The following is a 13,208-nucleotide window of genomic DNA, read 5'->3' as shown; positions in this document are numbered from 1 at the left end:
ACGGGCGCCCGGCCGGCGGACGGGGGCGGCCGATCGGGCCGGGACGGGGACCCGGTCCGACGGCGGCACCCGGCCGGGGGGCGCCCGTACGGGGGTTGGTGACGCGGCGGCGGGGCCGGGCCCCGCGCCGCGTGCGGGGACGGGCGGGTGCGCCGCGCGGTCAGCGGGGGCCCTTGCGCACCGCCCGCAGCCACTCCTTGTTCATCGCGGCGATCGACGGCAGCGGGATCCCCTTCGGGCAGGCCGTGGCGCACTCCCCCGTCAGGGTGCAGCCTCCGAAGCCCTCCTCGTCCATCCGGGCCACCATGTCCAGCACCCGGGTCTCCCGTTCCGGCGAGCCCTGCGGGAGCACGTTCAGGTGGTTGACCTTGGCGGAGGTGAAGAGCATCGCGGAGCCGTTGGGACAGGCAGCCACGCACGCGCCGCAGCCGATGCACTCGGCGTGCTCGAAGGCGAAGTCGGCGTCGGCCTTGGGCACGGCGGTGGCGTGCGCGTCGGGGGCGGCGCCGGTGGGGGCGGTGATGTAGCCGCCGGCCTGGATGATGCGGTCGAAGGCGCCGCGGTCGACGACGAGGTCCTTGACCACCGGGAAGGCGGCGGCCCGCCAGGGCTCGACGTCGATGGTGTCGCCGTCGGTGAAGGACCGCATGTGCAGCTGGCAGGTGGTGGTGCGCTCGGGGCCGTGGGCATCGCCGTTGATGACGAGGCTGCACGCGCCGCAGATGCCCTCGCGGCAGTCGTGGTCGAAGGCGACCGGGTCCTCACCGCGCAGGATGAGGTCCTCGTTGAGGGAGTCGAGCATCTCCAGGAAGGACATGTCCTCGGAGATCCCGTCGACCTCGTACGAGGCCATGTGGCCGGGGGCGTCGGCGCCGCGCTGGCGCCAGACGCGCAGGGTGAGCTTCATGCGTAGCTCCGCTGGGTGGGGTGGACGTACTCGAAGACGAGGTCTTCCTTGTGCAGGACGGGGGCGGCGCCGGTGCCCTGGTACTCCCAGGCGGCGGCGTAGGCGAACTCCTCGTCGCGGCGGGCGGCCTCGCCGTCCGGCGTCTGGGACTCCTCGCGGAAGTGGCCGCCGCAGGATTCGGCGCGGTGGAGGGCGTCGAGGCACATGAGCTCTGCGAGTTCGAGGTAGTCGACGATGCGGTTGGCCTTCTCCAGCGACTGGTTGAACTCCTCTCCGCTGCCGGGGACCTTGATGCGCCGCCAGAACTCCTCGCGGATCTCCGGGATCCGGGCGAGGGCCTTGCGCAGCCCTTCCTCGCTGCGGGACATGCCGCAGTACTCCCACATGAGCTCGCCGATCTCGCGGTGGAAGGAGTCCGGGGTGCGGTCGCCGTCGACGGCGAGAAGCTTGGCGAGGCAGTCGCGGACCTCCCGTACGGCGGCGGCGGCCTCGGGGTGGGTGTCGTCGACGGCGTCCTGGTGCGGGTGGCGGGCCAGGTAGTCGTTGATGGTGGAGGGGAGCACGAAGTAGCCGTCGCCGAGTCCCTGCATCAGGGCGGAGGCGCCGAGGCGGTTGGCGCCGTGGTCGGAGAAGTTGGCCTCGCCGATCGCGAACAGACCGGGGACGGTGGTCTGGAGGTCGTAGTCGACCCACAGTCCGCCCATCGTGTAGTGCACGGCGGGGTAGATCCGCATGGGGACCTCGTAGGGGTTCTCCGCGGTGATCCGCTCGTACATCTCGAAGAGGTTGCCGTACTTCTCGGCGACCTTGTCGCGGCCCATGCGGCGGATGGCGTCGGCGAAGTCGAGGTAGACGCCTTGGCCGCCGGGGCCGACGCCGCGGCCCTCGTCACAGACGTTCTTGGCTGCGCGGGAGGCGATGTCGCGGGGGACGAGGTTGCCGAAGGAGGGGTAGATCCGCTCCAGGTAGTAGTCGCGTTCCGCCTCGGGGATCTCGGCGGCGGGGCGGGTGTCGCCCTTGGCCTTGGGGACCCAGATGCGGCCGTCGTTGCGCAGGGACTCGCTCATCAGGGTGAGCTTGGACTGGTGGTCGCCGGTGCGCGGGATGCAGGTGGGGTGGATCTGGGTGAAGCAGGGGTTGGCGAAGTACGCGCCGCGCCGGTGCGCCCGCCAGACGGCGGTCGCGTTGGAGTTCATGGCGTTGGTGGAGAGGTAGAAGACGTTGCCGTAGCCGCCGCTCGCCAGGACCACCGCGTCCGCGTAGTGGGTGGAGATCTCGCCGGTGATCAGGTCGCGGGCCACGATGCCGCGGGCCACGCCGTCGACGACGACCAGGTCCAGCATCTCGGTACGGGCGTGCATCTCGACGTTGCCCGCGGCGATCTGCCGGGACAGCGCCTGGTAGGCGCCGAGGAGGAGCTGCTGGCCGGTCTGGCCGCGGGCGTAGAAGGTGCGGGACACCTGGACGCCGCCGAAGGAGCGGGTGTCGAGGAGGCCGCCGTACTCGCGGGCGAAGGGGACGCCCTGGGCGACGCACTGGTCGATGATCTCGACGGAGATCTGGGCGAGGCGGTGCACGTTGGACTCGCGGGCGCGGAAGTCGCCGCCCTTGACGGTGTCGTAGAAGAGGCGGTGCACCGAGTCGCCGTCGTTGCGGTAGTTCTTGGCGGCGTTGATCCCGCCCTGGGCGGCGATGGAGTGGGCGCGGCGCGGGGAATCGGAGTAACAGAACTGGACGACGTGGTAGCCCTGTTCGGCGAGGGTGGCGCCGGCCGCACCGCCCGCGAGGCCGGTGCCGACGACGATGACGGTGTGCTTGCGGCGGTTGGCCGGGTTGACGAGCTTGGCCTCGAAGCGGCGGCGGTCCCAGCGGTCGGCGATCGGGCCTTCGGGGGCCTTGGTGTCGGCGACGGGCTCGCCTTCGGCGTAGTGGGCGTAGTCGTTGCTCATGGTCAGCTCACCACTCCGGTCATGACGGCGACGGGCACGGAGACGAAGCCCGCGAAGAGGACGAGGGCCAGGGCGTTGGCCAGGGACTTCAGCGCCCGGTCGCGCCGGGCGTTGCCGGCCCCGAGGGTCTGGGCGGCGCTCCAGAACCCGTGCCGGACGTGCAGGCCGAGGGCCGCCATGGCCACGATGTAGAGGGTGTTCCCGTACCAGGTGGAGAAGGTCGCGAGGACGTTCTCGTACGGATGGCCCGCCCAGGCGCGCTCGTTGACGGTGAGCGTGGTGAGGTCGAGCAGGTGCCAGACGATGAAGAGGCCGAGGATGATGCCGCCCCAGCGCATGGTGCGGGTCGCGTAGCTCGCGCGGCGACGCTTGTGGGCGTACTTCACCGGGCGGGACTTGATGTCGCGGCGGCTGAGCTGGTACGCGGACACGGCGTGGCCGACGACGGCGGCGAGGAGCACCACGCGCACGATCCACAGGGCCCACTCGTGGTGGAGGAAGGGCGAGCCGAGGGTGCGCAGCCAGTGGGCGTAGCCGTTGAACTCGTCCGCCCCGAAGAAGATCTTGAGGTTGCCGAGCATGTGCACGACGAGGTAGCCGAGCATGATCAGGCCGGAGACGGCCATCACGGACTTCTTGCCGACGGAGGAGTCCCAGAGTGTGCGCGTGGTGGACGGCCGTCGACCCGTCCGCGTTGCCAGAGCCATGCATCCGACGGTAGGGACCGAGGTCCCGAAAGGTCCAAGACATGAAGGAGCTCAAATCGATAGGGATTCTCTATGTGGGGCGTTACGCTGGGCTTATGCAGTTCCAGCAGCTCCTGTACTTCGTGGCCGTCGCGGAGACCCGGCACTTCACCCGGGCCGCGGAGCGGGTGCACGTGGCCCAGCCCTCGCTCTCCCAGCAGATCAAGGCGCTCGAACGGGAATTGGGCGCCGAGCTCTTCAGCCGGGCCCGGGGCAACATCACCCTCACCGACGCGGGCGAGACGCTGCTGCCGCTGGCCCGGCGGATCCTGGCGGACGCGGACACCGCGCGGCTGGAGGTGCAGGAGCTGGCGCAGCTGCGGCGGGGGCGGGTCCGGCTGGGTGCGACCCCGAGCGTGTGCACGGGCCTGCTGCCGGAGGTGCTGCGCGCTTTCCATGCCGCGCATCCGGGGATCGAGCTGCTGATCGAGGAGAGCGGTTCGCTGGACCTCGTACGAGAACTGGCGCGCGGGGCCCTGGACCTCGCCCTGATCGCGCTGCCGCTGCCGCCCGCGGCTCCGGCCCTGACCACGGTGGAACTGCTGACGGAGGACCTGGTGGTGGTCTCGTCGACGGAGCGGCCGGCTCCCGGCGGGGGCGGTGAGCTGACCATTCGGGGCCTGCGCGACGAGCCGATGGTGATGTTCCGGCACGGCTACGACCTGCGGGAGCTGACGGTGACGGCGTGCCGCGCGGAGGGCTTCGAGCCGGTCTTCACGGTGGAGGGCGGCGAGATGGACGCAGTCCTCGGCTTCGTACGGGCGGGGCTCGGTATCGCGGTGGTCCCGGCGATGGTGGTGGACCGCGCCGGCCCCGGTCTGCGGGCGACCCCGCTGGCCGGCTCCCCACTGCGGCGCACGGTGGCCCTGGCCCACCGCACGGACGTGGCTCCCCCACGCGCGGCCCGCGAGCTGAAGCGCATGCTGGTGGGCTGACGACGCGAGGGCCGGCGCTTGGCCCGGGCCGGGCCGGGGCGGCGGGGGCGCGGCGATGGGCGCGGGCGCGGCTGCGGCCGGGGCGCGGCGCGCGGGCGTGGGCCGGGCTACGGCCGGGGTATGGACAGGGCCTTGTCGAGGCCTTCGGCGAGCATCCCGAAAGCCTGGTCGGCATCGGCCACGGCGGCCGGGTGGGCCTCATCGGCGCTCTGACCGGCTTCGATCCGCTGCCAGTTCACCCGGCCGAGCTCATGGCGGACCGCCACCAGATGCGTCGCGGCCAGGCGAGCGACGAGCGGGGGCACCGCCTCCGCCTCCAGTCCGGTCGTGAGCAGTTCCACCTCACGGTCGGTGTAGAGGGCCATCCGGCTCTTCAGGCTGGCGGTGCTGTACATCAGCTGCTGGAAAGCCATCACGTTCGGGTGGTCGCACAGCCCGGTGATCGGGTCCCGCTCGGCCAGGGCCGTCAGGAAGTGCGCGTGCACCGCGCCCACCGGCGTGCGGCCGGGGGGCCGCTCACGCACGATGCGCGCCACCTCGTCCTGATGGTCGGCGAAGCGGTCGAGCAGCAGGTCCTCCTTGCTCGGGAAGTACCGGAAGAGGGTGGGCTTGGAGACCTCGGCCGCCGCGGCGACATCCGCCACCGACACGGCATCGAAGCCCCGTTCCAGGAAGAGCTCCAACGCCGTCGCCGCCAGTCGGTGACGCGTACGGAGCTTCTTGTTCTCGCGCAGACCCGTCGTGTTCTCCATGCACACAGCGTAGCACGGATTCGTGACCGAGTTAATTTTGTAACCGGGTTGCTTTTTTGGGCGGGAGCCGCTTTCCTTGAGACATCGACGAGGAGAGGACCTCCCATGACGGACGTACTGATCGCCGGATCCGGCCCCACCGGGCTGACGCTCGCCTGCGACCTCGCACTGCGCGGATTCGCCGTGCGTGTCATCGACCGGCGCACCGCACCGCACCACGAGTCCCGGGGCAAGGGGCTGCTGCCGGGCAGCCTCGACGTCTTCCGGGAGCTCGGCGTGCTCGACACCCTGGCCGCCACCGGCCTCGAGAGCGTCGTGCTGCGCAAGTACTTCGACGGGGAACACATCAACGACACCCCCACCGACACCGGTCTGCTGATCGGGCAGTGGCAGATCGAGGCGGCCCTGCGCGACCGACTGGCCGGCCTGGGGGTGCGCGTCGAGTACGGATCGGAGCTCACCGGCATCACCCAGGACGGGTCCGGGGTGCGCGCCGAGCTGGCGGACGGCACCGTGATAGGAGCCCGCTACCTCGCCGGGTGCGACGGCGGGCGCAGCACCACCCGCAAGCTGCTCGGCATCCCCTTCGAGGGCAGCGGCCAGGAGGAGCCCGCGATGGTCATCGGGGACGTCCGGGCACCCGGGCTCAGCCGGGACGTGTGGCACCAGTGGTTCACCTCGGACGGCGAGGGAATGCTGCTCTGCCCGATGCCGGGGACGGACAGCTTCCAGGTACAGGCCTCGCCCGAGCGGGACGAGCGGGGCGAGCCGTTGCCGCCCTCCCTGGAGGGCTTCCAGCGGATCTTCGACCGTCATGCCCGGGTGCCCGGCATCCGGCTCGTCGATGCCACCTGGATCTCGGATTGGCGGGTCAACATCCGAATGGCCACCCGGATGAGGGAGGGCCGGGTGTTCCTCGCCGGGGACGCCGCGCACGTGCAGCCCATAGCCGGCGGGCTGGGCATGAACACCGGCATCCAGGACGCGGCCGCCCTCGGCCGGACGCTGGCCGCGGCGCTCACCCCGCCCTGCGGTGAGGAGGTGCTCGACGCGTACGAGGCGGAGCGGCTGCCGGTGGCGGCCGACGTCCTGGCCGACACGGCGGAGCGGTACGAGCGGGTCATGGAGGCTGTCCGGACCCCCGGCCGCGGGACGGAGGTCGGCATGAACCGGAACCAGCCGCCCACCGGAGCCTGAGCCGTCCCCGGCCGCCCCGGTCCGGAAACCCGCTCCTTGGCCGGCTCGCGGTCCATGGCCCGGCTCCGGGCCCCGGGTCGGCTCCCGTCTCGGACATGCGAGGCCCGGGCCCCCGGCCCGCGGCCGGCTCCCGGCCCGCGGCAGGCTCCCGTCTCGGACGCGCGAGGCCCGGGCCCCCGGTCCAGGGCCGGCTCCCGTCCCGGTGATGCGAGGCCCGGCTCCCCGGTCCTCCCGGCCGCGCGGGCCGCCCGGCGGCACGTGGAGGTGGCTTCAGGAAGGTGTGGGCACCGCGTCCGAGAGGGAGAGGGCATGGATGCGGTCGGGGGCCCCGGGGCGGGCGTAGTACCAGCCCTGGGCGGTATCGCAGCCGAGGGCGCGCAGCTGGGCGGCCTGGGCTCCGGTCTCCACGCCCTCGACCGTGACCGCGAGTTCGAGGCTGTGGGCGAGGGCGACGATCCCCTCCACGATCTTGACGTCGACCGGGTTGGCGGGCTGCTGCTGCATCCCCTGGGTGAAGGAGCGGTCGAGCTTGAGGACGCTGACCGGCAGGCGCCTCAGGTTGGCGAGGTTCGAGTAGCCGGTGCCGAAGTCGTCGAGGGCGATGTCCACGCCCAGAGCGGCGAGCCGGCGCAGGGGCTCCAGGAGTTCGTCGTCGGCCCCTATCAGGGCGGATTCGGTGACCTCCAGGCACAGGGCGCCCGGGGCGAGCCCGGACTTCTCCAGCACCGCGACGGTGTCGGCGACGAGTCCCGGATGGTGCAGCTGGGTCGGCGAGAGGTTGACGTTGACCCGCAGGGCCGAGCCGCCGTTCTGGCACTGCCAGATCCGGGCCTGGCGGACGGATTCCTCCAGCACCCAGCGGCCGAGGGGGACGATCAGCCCGGTGCGTTCGGCGAGCGGGATGAAGCGGTCCGGGCCGAGCACCCCGTACTGCGGGTGCGACCAGCGCACCAGGGCCTCGGCGCCGCGCACGGTTCCGTCGCGCATGTGGACCAGCGGCTGGTACTCGATGAAGAACTCGCCGCGTTCCAGCGCCGCAGGCAGGGCGTTGGTCAGGCCGTGGCGGGTGATCGCGCGGGCGTCGGCCTCGGCGTCGGCGAACTCGAAGCGGTTGCCGCCGGCCGCCTTGGCCCGGTACATCGTGATGTCGGCGCTGCGCAGCACCTCCGCCGGGGTGCGTTCCTTGGCCGGGCCCTCGACGATCCCGATGCTGCCCCGGACCGTCAGTTCCCGGCCCTCCAGCCGGATCGGCGTGGACAGGGCGGAGAGGATGCGGACGGCGAGGTCGGTCACCTTCTGCTCGGTGTCGGGGCCGGTGGTCAGGGCGACGAACTCGTCGCCGCCGAGCCGGGCGACGACCTCGCCGGGGCCGGTCGCGCAGCTCTGCAGCCGGTCGGCGACCTCCACCAGCAGCCGGTCTCCTGCCGAGTGCCCGAGGCTGTCGTTGACCGTCTTGAAGCCGTCGAGGTCCAGGTAGCACAGGCCGTAGCGGCTGCCGCCGGCGCCGCTGAGGGCTTTTTCGAGCCGCTCGAAGAACAGCGTCCGGTTGGGCAGTCCGGTGAGGGCGTCGTGGGTGGCCTCGTAGCGCAGGCGCAGGTTCAGCAGCCGGCGTTCGGTGGTGTCCTCCATCAGCGCCAGCTGGTACTGCGGCTTCCCGTCGGCGTCGCGCAGCAGCGACACCGTGAGGTTGGTCCAGAGGACGGTTCCGTCGTGCCGGTAGTACGGCTTCTCCACGCGGTAGCTCTCGCGCTCGCCGCGCACGAGTTCGCCGTACATCCGCCAGACGTGCGGGGTGTCGTCGGGGTGGCCCCACTCGCTGACGTTGCGGCTGCGGACGTGGCCCTCCAGGCCGCCGAACATCTGCAGGAGCGTGTCGTTGACCTCCAGGACGTTCCCGTCGAGGTCGGCGATGCCGATGCCGACGGCAGCGCCCTCGAAGACGGCCCGGAAGCGCTCCTCGCTCGCGTGCAGGGCCTGTTGGGCATCGGAGCGGGCGGTCAGCGCGGAGCGTGCGATGGCCTCCTGCTCCCGGAGGGTGCGCTCGCGCAGGGCTCGGGCGTATCCCGCCGCCATGGCGTGCTGGAGCCGGGCGCAGCGCGCGTGGTACTCGGCGGTGGCCTCCACGCCGGAGCCTTCGAGTCCGTCCGGTCCGCAGTAGAGCACCAGGTACGACTCGATCACGCCGAGGGTGCCGGCCAGGGCCTCGGGGTCGGTGCAGTGCACGGCGACGAGTTCCGCGCCGACGCGGTGCGCGACGGTGGCGTCGAAGGGCCGGGCGTGCAGGGCCTCGGTGAGCGTCCGGGTGAGCGGCAGCAGGTGCCGTTCGAACTCGGTGCGGGTGAGCGACGTCGCCGTGACCGGGAAGATCGCCCGGCCCCAGATGGTCGCGAAGCGGGCGATCCGGTCCTCGATGCCGCCGCGCGACGTCGCGGCGGGACCCGCGGCGGGGCCGGCGGCCGGTGCCGCGGCGGGTGTGGCGGCGGGCGCCGCGGCCGGTGGGGCGGCGGGCGCCGCGACGGCGTCCGGTGCGCCCGCGGTCTGTGCCGGAAGTCTCACGCCTTGCGTCCCACTCCGCCGAAGCCCGAAAAGGCATAGGGGTCTTCCGGTGACGCGTCCTCCGCCTCGCCGTCGGATCCGTCCGGCCGCCAGTCGGGCATGGAGACCAGTCCGGGCTCCAGGAGCTCGAAGCCGTCGAAGAAGCGGCCGATCTGCTCGCCGGTGCGCATGACGAGCGGGTTGCGGATGTTCCGGTAGACGTCGACGACGCCGCCCGCGACCTCCTCCGTGAGCGGGATCCCCTCGTACGAGGCGTGCGTGAGGATCAGGAGGCTGCCCGGGGCCAGCGCGTCGCGCAGTCCGGCGACGGCGGCGTACGGGTCGTCGGCGTCCTCCAGGAAGTGCAGGACGGCGACGAGCAGGAGGGCGACCGGGCGGTCGAGGTCGATCAGCCGGCCGACCTCGGGGGCGGCCAGGATCTCGTTCGGCTTGCGCAGGTCGGCGGCGACGATGTCGGTGCGCTCGTCCTCGCCGAGCACGGCGCGGCTGTGCGCGACGGCCACCGGGTCGTGGTCGACGTAGACCACGCGCGCCTCACCACTGGCGGCCTGGGCGACCTCGTGGACATTGCCGAAGGTGGGGATGCCGGAGCCGATGTCGAGGAACTGCGTGACGCCCTCGGCGACTGCGTGCCGGACTGCGCGGCGCATGAATGCCCGGTTGGCCTGCATGATCTTGGGCAGTCCCGGCATGAATTCCATGGCGCGTCGGGCCGCCTGGCGGTCGACCTCGAAATTGTGGGACCCGCCCAGGTAGTAATCGTAGATGCGGGACACGCTCGGCACCGATATGTCGATGCCTGGCGGGGCCCAGGCCGGGCGCTCCATCGAGGTCTCCAAGCGTTGTTCCTGCGGCGGTCCGTCCGAGGTCGGACTCCTGTCCGAGCCGAATGTACTGATCATTGCCCAACAGGGCGAGCAAAAGCGGAAATTGGCGATCCGTTCTTCGTCACACACCAAAGGGGCCCGCCACGCTCCGCGGGCCGAATGACCGGTACCGACAAATCCCTTTTGGGAATTGATCGGCGCGTGATCGGGATCGCCTCAGGAGCGGCCCACAACTGGCTCAAACCTCTCGGGTCACGGCTCCACCCGTTCAGGCGAACCGGGGGCCGAGCCTCGCGTGCGCGGGCGCGCGCGGGCCCATGCTCCCCGGGTGAACAGAGCCTGTGCCCAGCGCCTGCTGGCGGTCCCGGTCCTGCTGTGGGCGGCCTTGTCGGCCACGCCGGCCGTGGCTGATAGCTGCGCCTACGCGACCACCTGCTCAGGGGACGGCGCGACCGCCACCGCGGTGTTCGCGGTGGCCGGCGGCAGCGGCCGCGGAGGCGGCCCGGGTGGCGGACATCACGGCGACGACCGCGGCGACCACCGCGAAAACGACCGCGGCTCCGGCCACGGAAGGGGCCGTGGCGGGGACCACGAAGGAGGCCGCCACGGCGGCCCCCATTGCCCGCCGCCGCCACCGCCCCCACCACCCTGCCCGCCGAAGCCACCGCCGCCTCCGCCGCCGCCACCACCACCGCCGCCCCCTCCTCCGCCACCGCCGCCACCGCCCAAGCCCACGCCGGCCCCGCCCCCGAAGCCCGCGCCGGCGCCTCCGCCGCCCAAGCCGGCGCCCCCACCCGTAGCCAAGCCCGTCCTGCCCCCACCGCCCCCGCCGAAACCGGCGCCCCGCGCGGTCACGGTGCCCGCACCGCCCCCACCCGCCCCCGTGGTGACACCGCCGCCGCCGAAGGCGGTGGCCCGCCCGATCTACCACGCACCGGCCCGCAAGCCGGCCGAGCACCACATCTCACCGGTGACCTTCACCCTGCTGACCGCGGCTCCCGCGGTGCTCGCGATCGTCGCGCTGCGCCCGCGTTGACCCGCCCCACCTGAAACCGATCGGGAGTCATCTTGTCGGAATGGCTCGTCCTGTCCCTCGCGATGGCCGCGGCCTGTGCCGTGGTGCTGTCCATCGCCTTCTTCAACCACCGCAGGATCGGCGAGGACGACGATCCGAACGAAACCCCGGACGTCATCGAGTACATGACGATGATGATCGGCGTGATCTACGCGATCGTGCTGGGCCTGGCGATCGCCGGTGTCTGGGAGGGCCGCGGCGCCGCCCAGGAGTACGTGCGCCAGGAGGCGCAGGCCCTGCACGAGATCAGTGTCCGCTCCGAGGTCTACCCGGCCGACGTGCGCAGGAAGATCCGCTCCGACGTCGACGCGTACGTGACGTACGTGGTGGACACCGAGTGGAAGGAGATGGCCGACCACGGCGACCTCACGGACCACGGCGGGGAGCTGCTGGAACGCATCCGCCGGGACGTCACCGACTACGAGCCGCGGACCGACCACGAGGGGCAGGCGTACCAGCCGCTGGTCGACCAGGTCGGTGTGGTGGACGACGCGCGCAGTGCGCGCGGCCAGAGCGCCGGGGCCACCATGCCGGGGGTGGTGTGGTTCGGGCTGATCGCGGGCGCCCTGGTGACGGTGGGGCTGATCTTCACGCTGCAGATCAGGCGCTCGTTCCGGGAGTTGCTGCTGGCCGGCCTGTTCAGTGCGCTGATCGCGTTCCTGCTGTTCCTGATCTGGGACTTCGACGCGCCCTTCGGGCGGGGCATCGCGGCCACCGCCGAGCCCTTCCTCGCACAGTTCCCGCACCTGGACCTCGGAGGCTGACCGCCGCCCGGCAAACCGGGGACGGGCCCCCCGTCCCCGGTTCGGCCTAGGGCCATGCCCCATTCGCCCGTTCCTGATCGCGGGCGCCCGTCGCCGGACCTAGCGTGGCGGACATCGAGGCGCACGCCCCCCACGTGCGGAAACCGTTCCGCGGCTGCTCCTCGGGGATCCGGAGACTCAAGCATGGGTGCGATACGCAGCTCCGCCACCGTCCTGCTCAGCGCCGGCGCAACGGCCGCCGTAGTCGCGCTCGGCGCACTCGGCGCGTCCGCCGCGGCCCCGGCCGGGGCGGGGGCCCGCCAGATCACCTCGTTCGGCTTCACGCTCACCCCCTCCACCGTGGCCCCGGGCGGCCAGACGGTGCTCGCGGTCAGCGGCTGCGACTCCGCCTACGCCACCGCGTCCTCCGGGGTCTTCGACACCGTGAGCATCGCGCGCGGCCAGACCGCGCGGGTCACCGTGGACCGGGACGCCCGGCGCGGGGCCGTCTACTCCGTCTCCTTCACGTGCAACGGGGAGACCGGCTCGGCCGATCTGACCATCGCCGGCGGCACCACCCGGCCCACCACCAGTTCCACGCGGACCACCACCGCCACGCGGGCCGCCACCCCCACGAACGCAACAGTCGCCGGTTCCGCCCGCGGTGTCCGCGGCGGCCTCGGCGGCAGTGTCGCCGGCATGGATCCCGTGGAGTTCGGCGCGGGCGCCGGCCTCTTCCTCACCGCCGCGGGCGGCGCCGCGTACGCCCTGCGCCGCAAGGGCTCCGGTCGCGGCCACTGAGGAGCCCGCCCGTGTTCCCCGCTGCCGCCGCTCGCCCCGGGCCCGGGCGAGGGCTGGGGGCGAGCGGCGGCAGCGGGGAACACGGGCGGGGCACTCACCCGGCCGGAAGGGCGTCCGGTCAGGCCCTGCTGCGGAGCGGACGGCGGCGGCGCACCACGTGGGCCCCCGCGCCGAGCGCCGCGGCGCCGACGAGGCCCGCGCCGATGGCGGTCTCGGCGGCGGACGGGCCGAAGGATCCGCCGAGGCCGCCCTGCGAGGGGTTGCCTTCGAGGATCGTGAAGCGGTGCGTGGCGACCAGGCTGCTGTCGTTGCACCGGACCGACAGCGTGTGGTGGCCGGGCGAGGCGTGGTTGAAGATCCGGACGTTCGCGAAGCCGATCGACCCGGCGGACAGGTTGGCCGGCGGAAAGTTCCCCGGCGAGGAGACGGTACCGCCGTGTCCGCAGCCCGACGCGCTCACCTGCATCGTGGATCCCTGGTGCACGGAGTACGGGTTGACCGAGATGTTGCTGGGACCGCCGTTCCCGCCCTGACCACCACCGGGGTTCTGGTTCGCGGAGGCGAACGGGACACTGAGGCCGATCGCGGCGCAGGCTGCCGCCGTCACGGTAAGAGCGCGCAAGACACGCATGGTGGAACCTCCAGCGGGAAGCGCCCCGGAGCGTCGGCCCCGGATGATCGACGAGAACGCCTCCCACGTCGAACCCTCCGATCGCCCCG

Annotated in this window: 13 protein-coding genes; 5 read left to right on the top strand and 8 right to left on the bottom strand. The window is 72.5% G+C overall.

The features are described 5' to 3' along the window. Positions 1-160: 160 nt before the first annotated feature. From ACFYP3_RS27575 to ACFYP3_RS27565, 3 genes are read right to left on the bottom strand one after another with little or no spacing between them, the layout of a single operon-like run. Positions 161-907, bottom strand: a complete 747-nt coding sequence (locus ACFYP3_RS27575; RefSeq protein ID WP_388837865.1) for a succinate dehydrogenase/fumarate reductase iron-sulfur subunit — start codon at positions 905-907, stop codon at positions 161-163. After that, on the bottom strand, positions 904-2,856 hold the full coding sequence (locus tag ACFYP3_RS27570; RefSeq protein ID WP_388837862.1) for a fumarate reductase/succinate dehydrogenase flavoprotein subunit: 1,953 nt from the start codon (positions 2,854-2,856) through the stop codon (positions 904-906). Before ACFYP3_RS27570 ends, ACFYP3_RS27575 begins: the two co-directional genes overlap by 4 nt. A 2-nt stretch (positions 2,857-2,858) precedes the next feature. Beyond that, positions 2,859-3,563 (bottom strand): succinate dehydrogenase, encoded by a 705-nt coding sequence (locus ACFYP3_RS27565; RefSeq protein ID WP_388837859.1) that lies wholly within the window; start codon positions 3,561-3,563, stop codon positions 2,859-2,861. 95 nt (positions 3,564-3,658) lie between these two features. Between ACFYP3_RS27565 and ACFYP3_RS27560 the strand changes: the two genes are divergently transcribed. Next, complete coding sequence (locus tag ACFYP3_RS27560) at positions 3,659-4,537, top strand: LysR family transcriptional regulator (RefSeq protein ID WP_388837856.1); 879 nt, start codon at positions 3,659-3,661, stop codon at positions 4,535-4,537. Between the two features lie 107 nt (positions 4,538-4,644). On the opposite strand, the gene ACFYP3_RS27555 is transcribed toward ACFYP3_RS27560, so the two are convergent. After that, entirely contained in the window at positions 4,645-5,289 is a 645-nt protein-coding gene (locus ACFYP3_RS27555) for a TetR/AcrR family transcriptional regulator (RefSeq protein ID WP_388837854.1), read from the bottom strand. Positions 5,290-5,394: 105 nt separating this feature from the next. On the opposite strand from ACFYP3_RS27555, the gene ACFYP3_RS27550 reads away from it, so the two are divergent. Further along, positions 5,395-6,486, top strand: coding sequence for an FAD-dependent monooxygenase (locus ACFYP3_RS27550; protein ID WP_388837851.1), 1,092 nt, complete (start codon positions 5,395-5,397; stop codon positions 6,484-6,486). A 270-nt stretch (positions 6,487-6,756) separates the two neighbouring features. Here ACFYP3_RS27550 and ACFYP3_RS27545 read toward each other — a convergent pair whose 3' ends face one another. The 3 genes from ACFYP3_RS27545 to ACFYP3_RS27535 form a co-directional block, all read right to left on the bottom strand. Further along, positions 6,757-8,898: a putative bifunctional diguanylate cyclase/phosphodiesterase gene (locus ACFYP3_RS27545; RefSeq protein WP_388837992.1), complete on the bottom strand. Its 2,142-nt coding sequence runs from the start codon at positions 8,896-8,898 to the stop codon at positions 6,757-6,759. A 140-nt stretch (positions 8,899-9,038) separates the two neighbouring features. After that, a complete protein-coding gene (locus tag ACFYP3_RS27540) occupies positions 9,039-9,869 on the bottom strand; it encodes an SAM-dependent methyltransferase (RefSeq protein ID WP_388837989.1) in 831 nt (276 codons plus the stop codon). Positions 9,870-10,305: 436 nt separating this feature from the next. Then, on the bottom strand, positions 10,306-10,476 hold the full coding sequence (locus ACFYP3_RS27535) for a hypothetical protein (protein WP_388837849.1): 171 nt from the start codon (positions 10,474-10,476) through the stop codon (positions 10,306-10,308). Positions 10,477-10,752: 276 nt separating this feature from the next. Here ACFYP3_RS27535 and ACFYP3_RS27530 point away from each other — a divergent pair, with 276 nt between their 5' ends. From ACFYP3_RS27530 to ACFYP3_RS27520, 3 genes are all read left to right on the top strand, one after another. After that, positions 10,753-10,905: a hypothetical protein gene (locus ACFYP3_RS27530; protein ID WP_388837847.1), complete on the top strand. Its 153-nt coding sequence runs from the start codon at positions 10,753-10,755 to the stop codon at positions 10,903-10,905. Between the two features lie 32 nt (positions 10,906-10,937). Next, a complete protein-coding gene (locus ACFYP3_RS27525; RefSeq protein WP_388837845.1) occupies positions 10,938-11,708 on the top strand; it encodes a hypothetical protein in 771 nt (256 codons plus the stop codon). Positions 11,709-11,891: 183 nt separating this feature from the next. Continuing rightward, positions 11,892-12,488: a hypothetical protein gene (locus ACFYP3_RS27520; protein ID WP_388837842.1), complete on the top strand. Its 597-nt coding sequence runs from the start codon at positions 11,892-11,894 to the stop codon at positions 12,486-12,488. Between the two features lie 118 nt (positions 12,489-12,606). On the opposite strand, the gene ACFYP3_RS27515 is transcribed toward ACFYP3_RS27520, so the two are convergent. After that, a complete protein-coding gene (locus ACFYP3_RS27515; protein WP_388837839.1) occupies positions 12,607-13,119 on the bottom strand; it encodes a hypothetical protein in 513 nt (170 codons plus the stop codon). Positions 13,120-13,208: the final 89 nt, after the last annotated feature.

The sequence above is a fragment of the Streptomyces sp. NPDC005533 genome (assembly GCF_042871845.1).
Taxonomy (GTDB): domain Bacteria; phylum Actinomycetota; class Actinomycetes; order Streptomycetales; family Streptomycetaceae; genus Streptomyces.
Note: the sequence above shows the minus strand (reverse complement) of the source record. Positions and strands in the feature narration are given on the sequence as shown.

What these genes read in the sequence shown, in the direction of transcription:
- ACFYP3_RS27575 (WP_388837865.1), bottom strand. Translation starts at nt 907, where the DNA reads ATGAAGCTCACCCTGCGCGTCTGGCGCCAGCGCGGCGCCGACGCCCCC.
- ACFYP3_RS27570 (WP_388837862.1), bottom strand. Translation starts at nt 2,856, where the DNA reads ATGAGCAACGACTACGCCCACTACGCCGAAGGCGAGCCCGTCGCCGAC.
- ACFYP3_RS27565 (WP_388837859.1), bottom strand. Translation starts at nt 3,563, where the DNA reads ATGGCTCTGGCAACGCGGACGGGTCGACGGCCGTCCACCACGCGCACA.
- ACFYP3_RS27560 (WP_388837856.1), top strand. Translation starts at nt 3,659, where the DNA reads ATGCAGTTCCAGCAGCTCCTGTACTTCGTGGCCGTCGCGGAGACCCGG.
- ACFYP3_RS27555 (WP_388837854.1), bottom strand. Translation starts at nt 5,289, where the DNA reads ATGGAGAACACGACGGGTCTGCGCGAGAACAAGAAGCTCCGTACGCGT.
- ACFYP3_RS27550 (WP_388837851.1), top strand. Translation starts at nt 5,395, where the DNA reads ATGACGGACGTACTGATCGCCGGATCCGGCCCCACCGGGCTGACGCTC.
- ACFYP3_RS27540 (WP_388837989.1), bottom strand. Translation starts at nt 9,869, where the DNA reads ATGGAGCGCCCGGCCTGGGCCCCGCCAGGCATCGACATATCGGTGCCG.
- ACFYP3_RS27520 (WP_388837842.1), top strand. Translation starts at nt 11,892, where the DNA reads ATGGGTGCGATACGCAGCTCCGCCACCGTCCTGCTCAGCGCCGGCGCA.
- ACFYP3_RS27515 (WP_388837839.1), bottom strand. Translation starts at nt 13,119, where the DNA reads ATGCGTGTCTTGCGCGCTCTTACCGTGACGGCGGCAGCCTGCGCCGCG.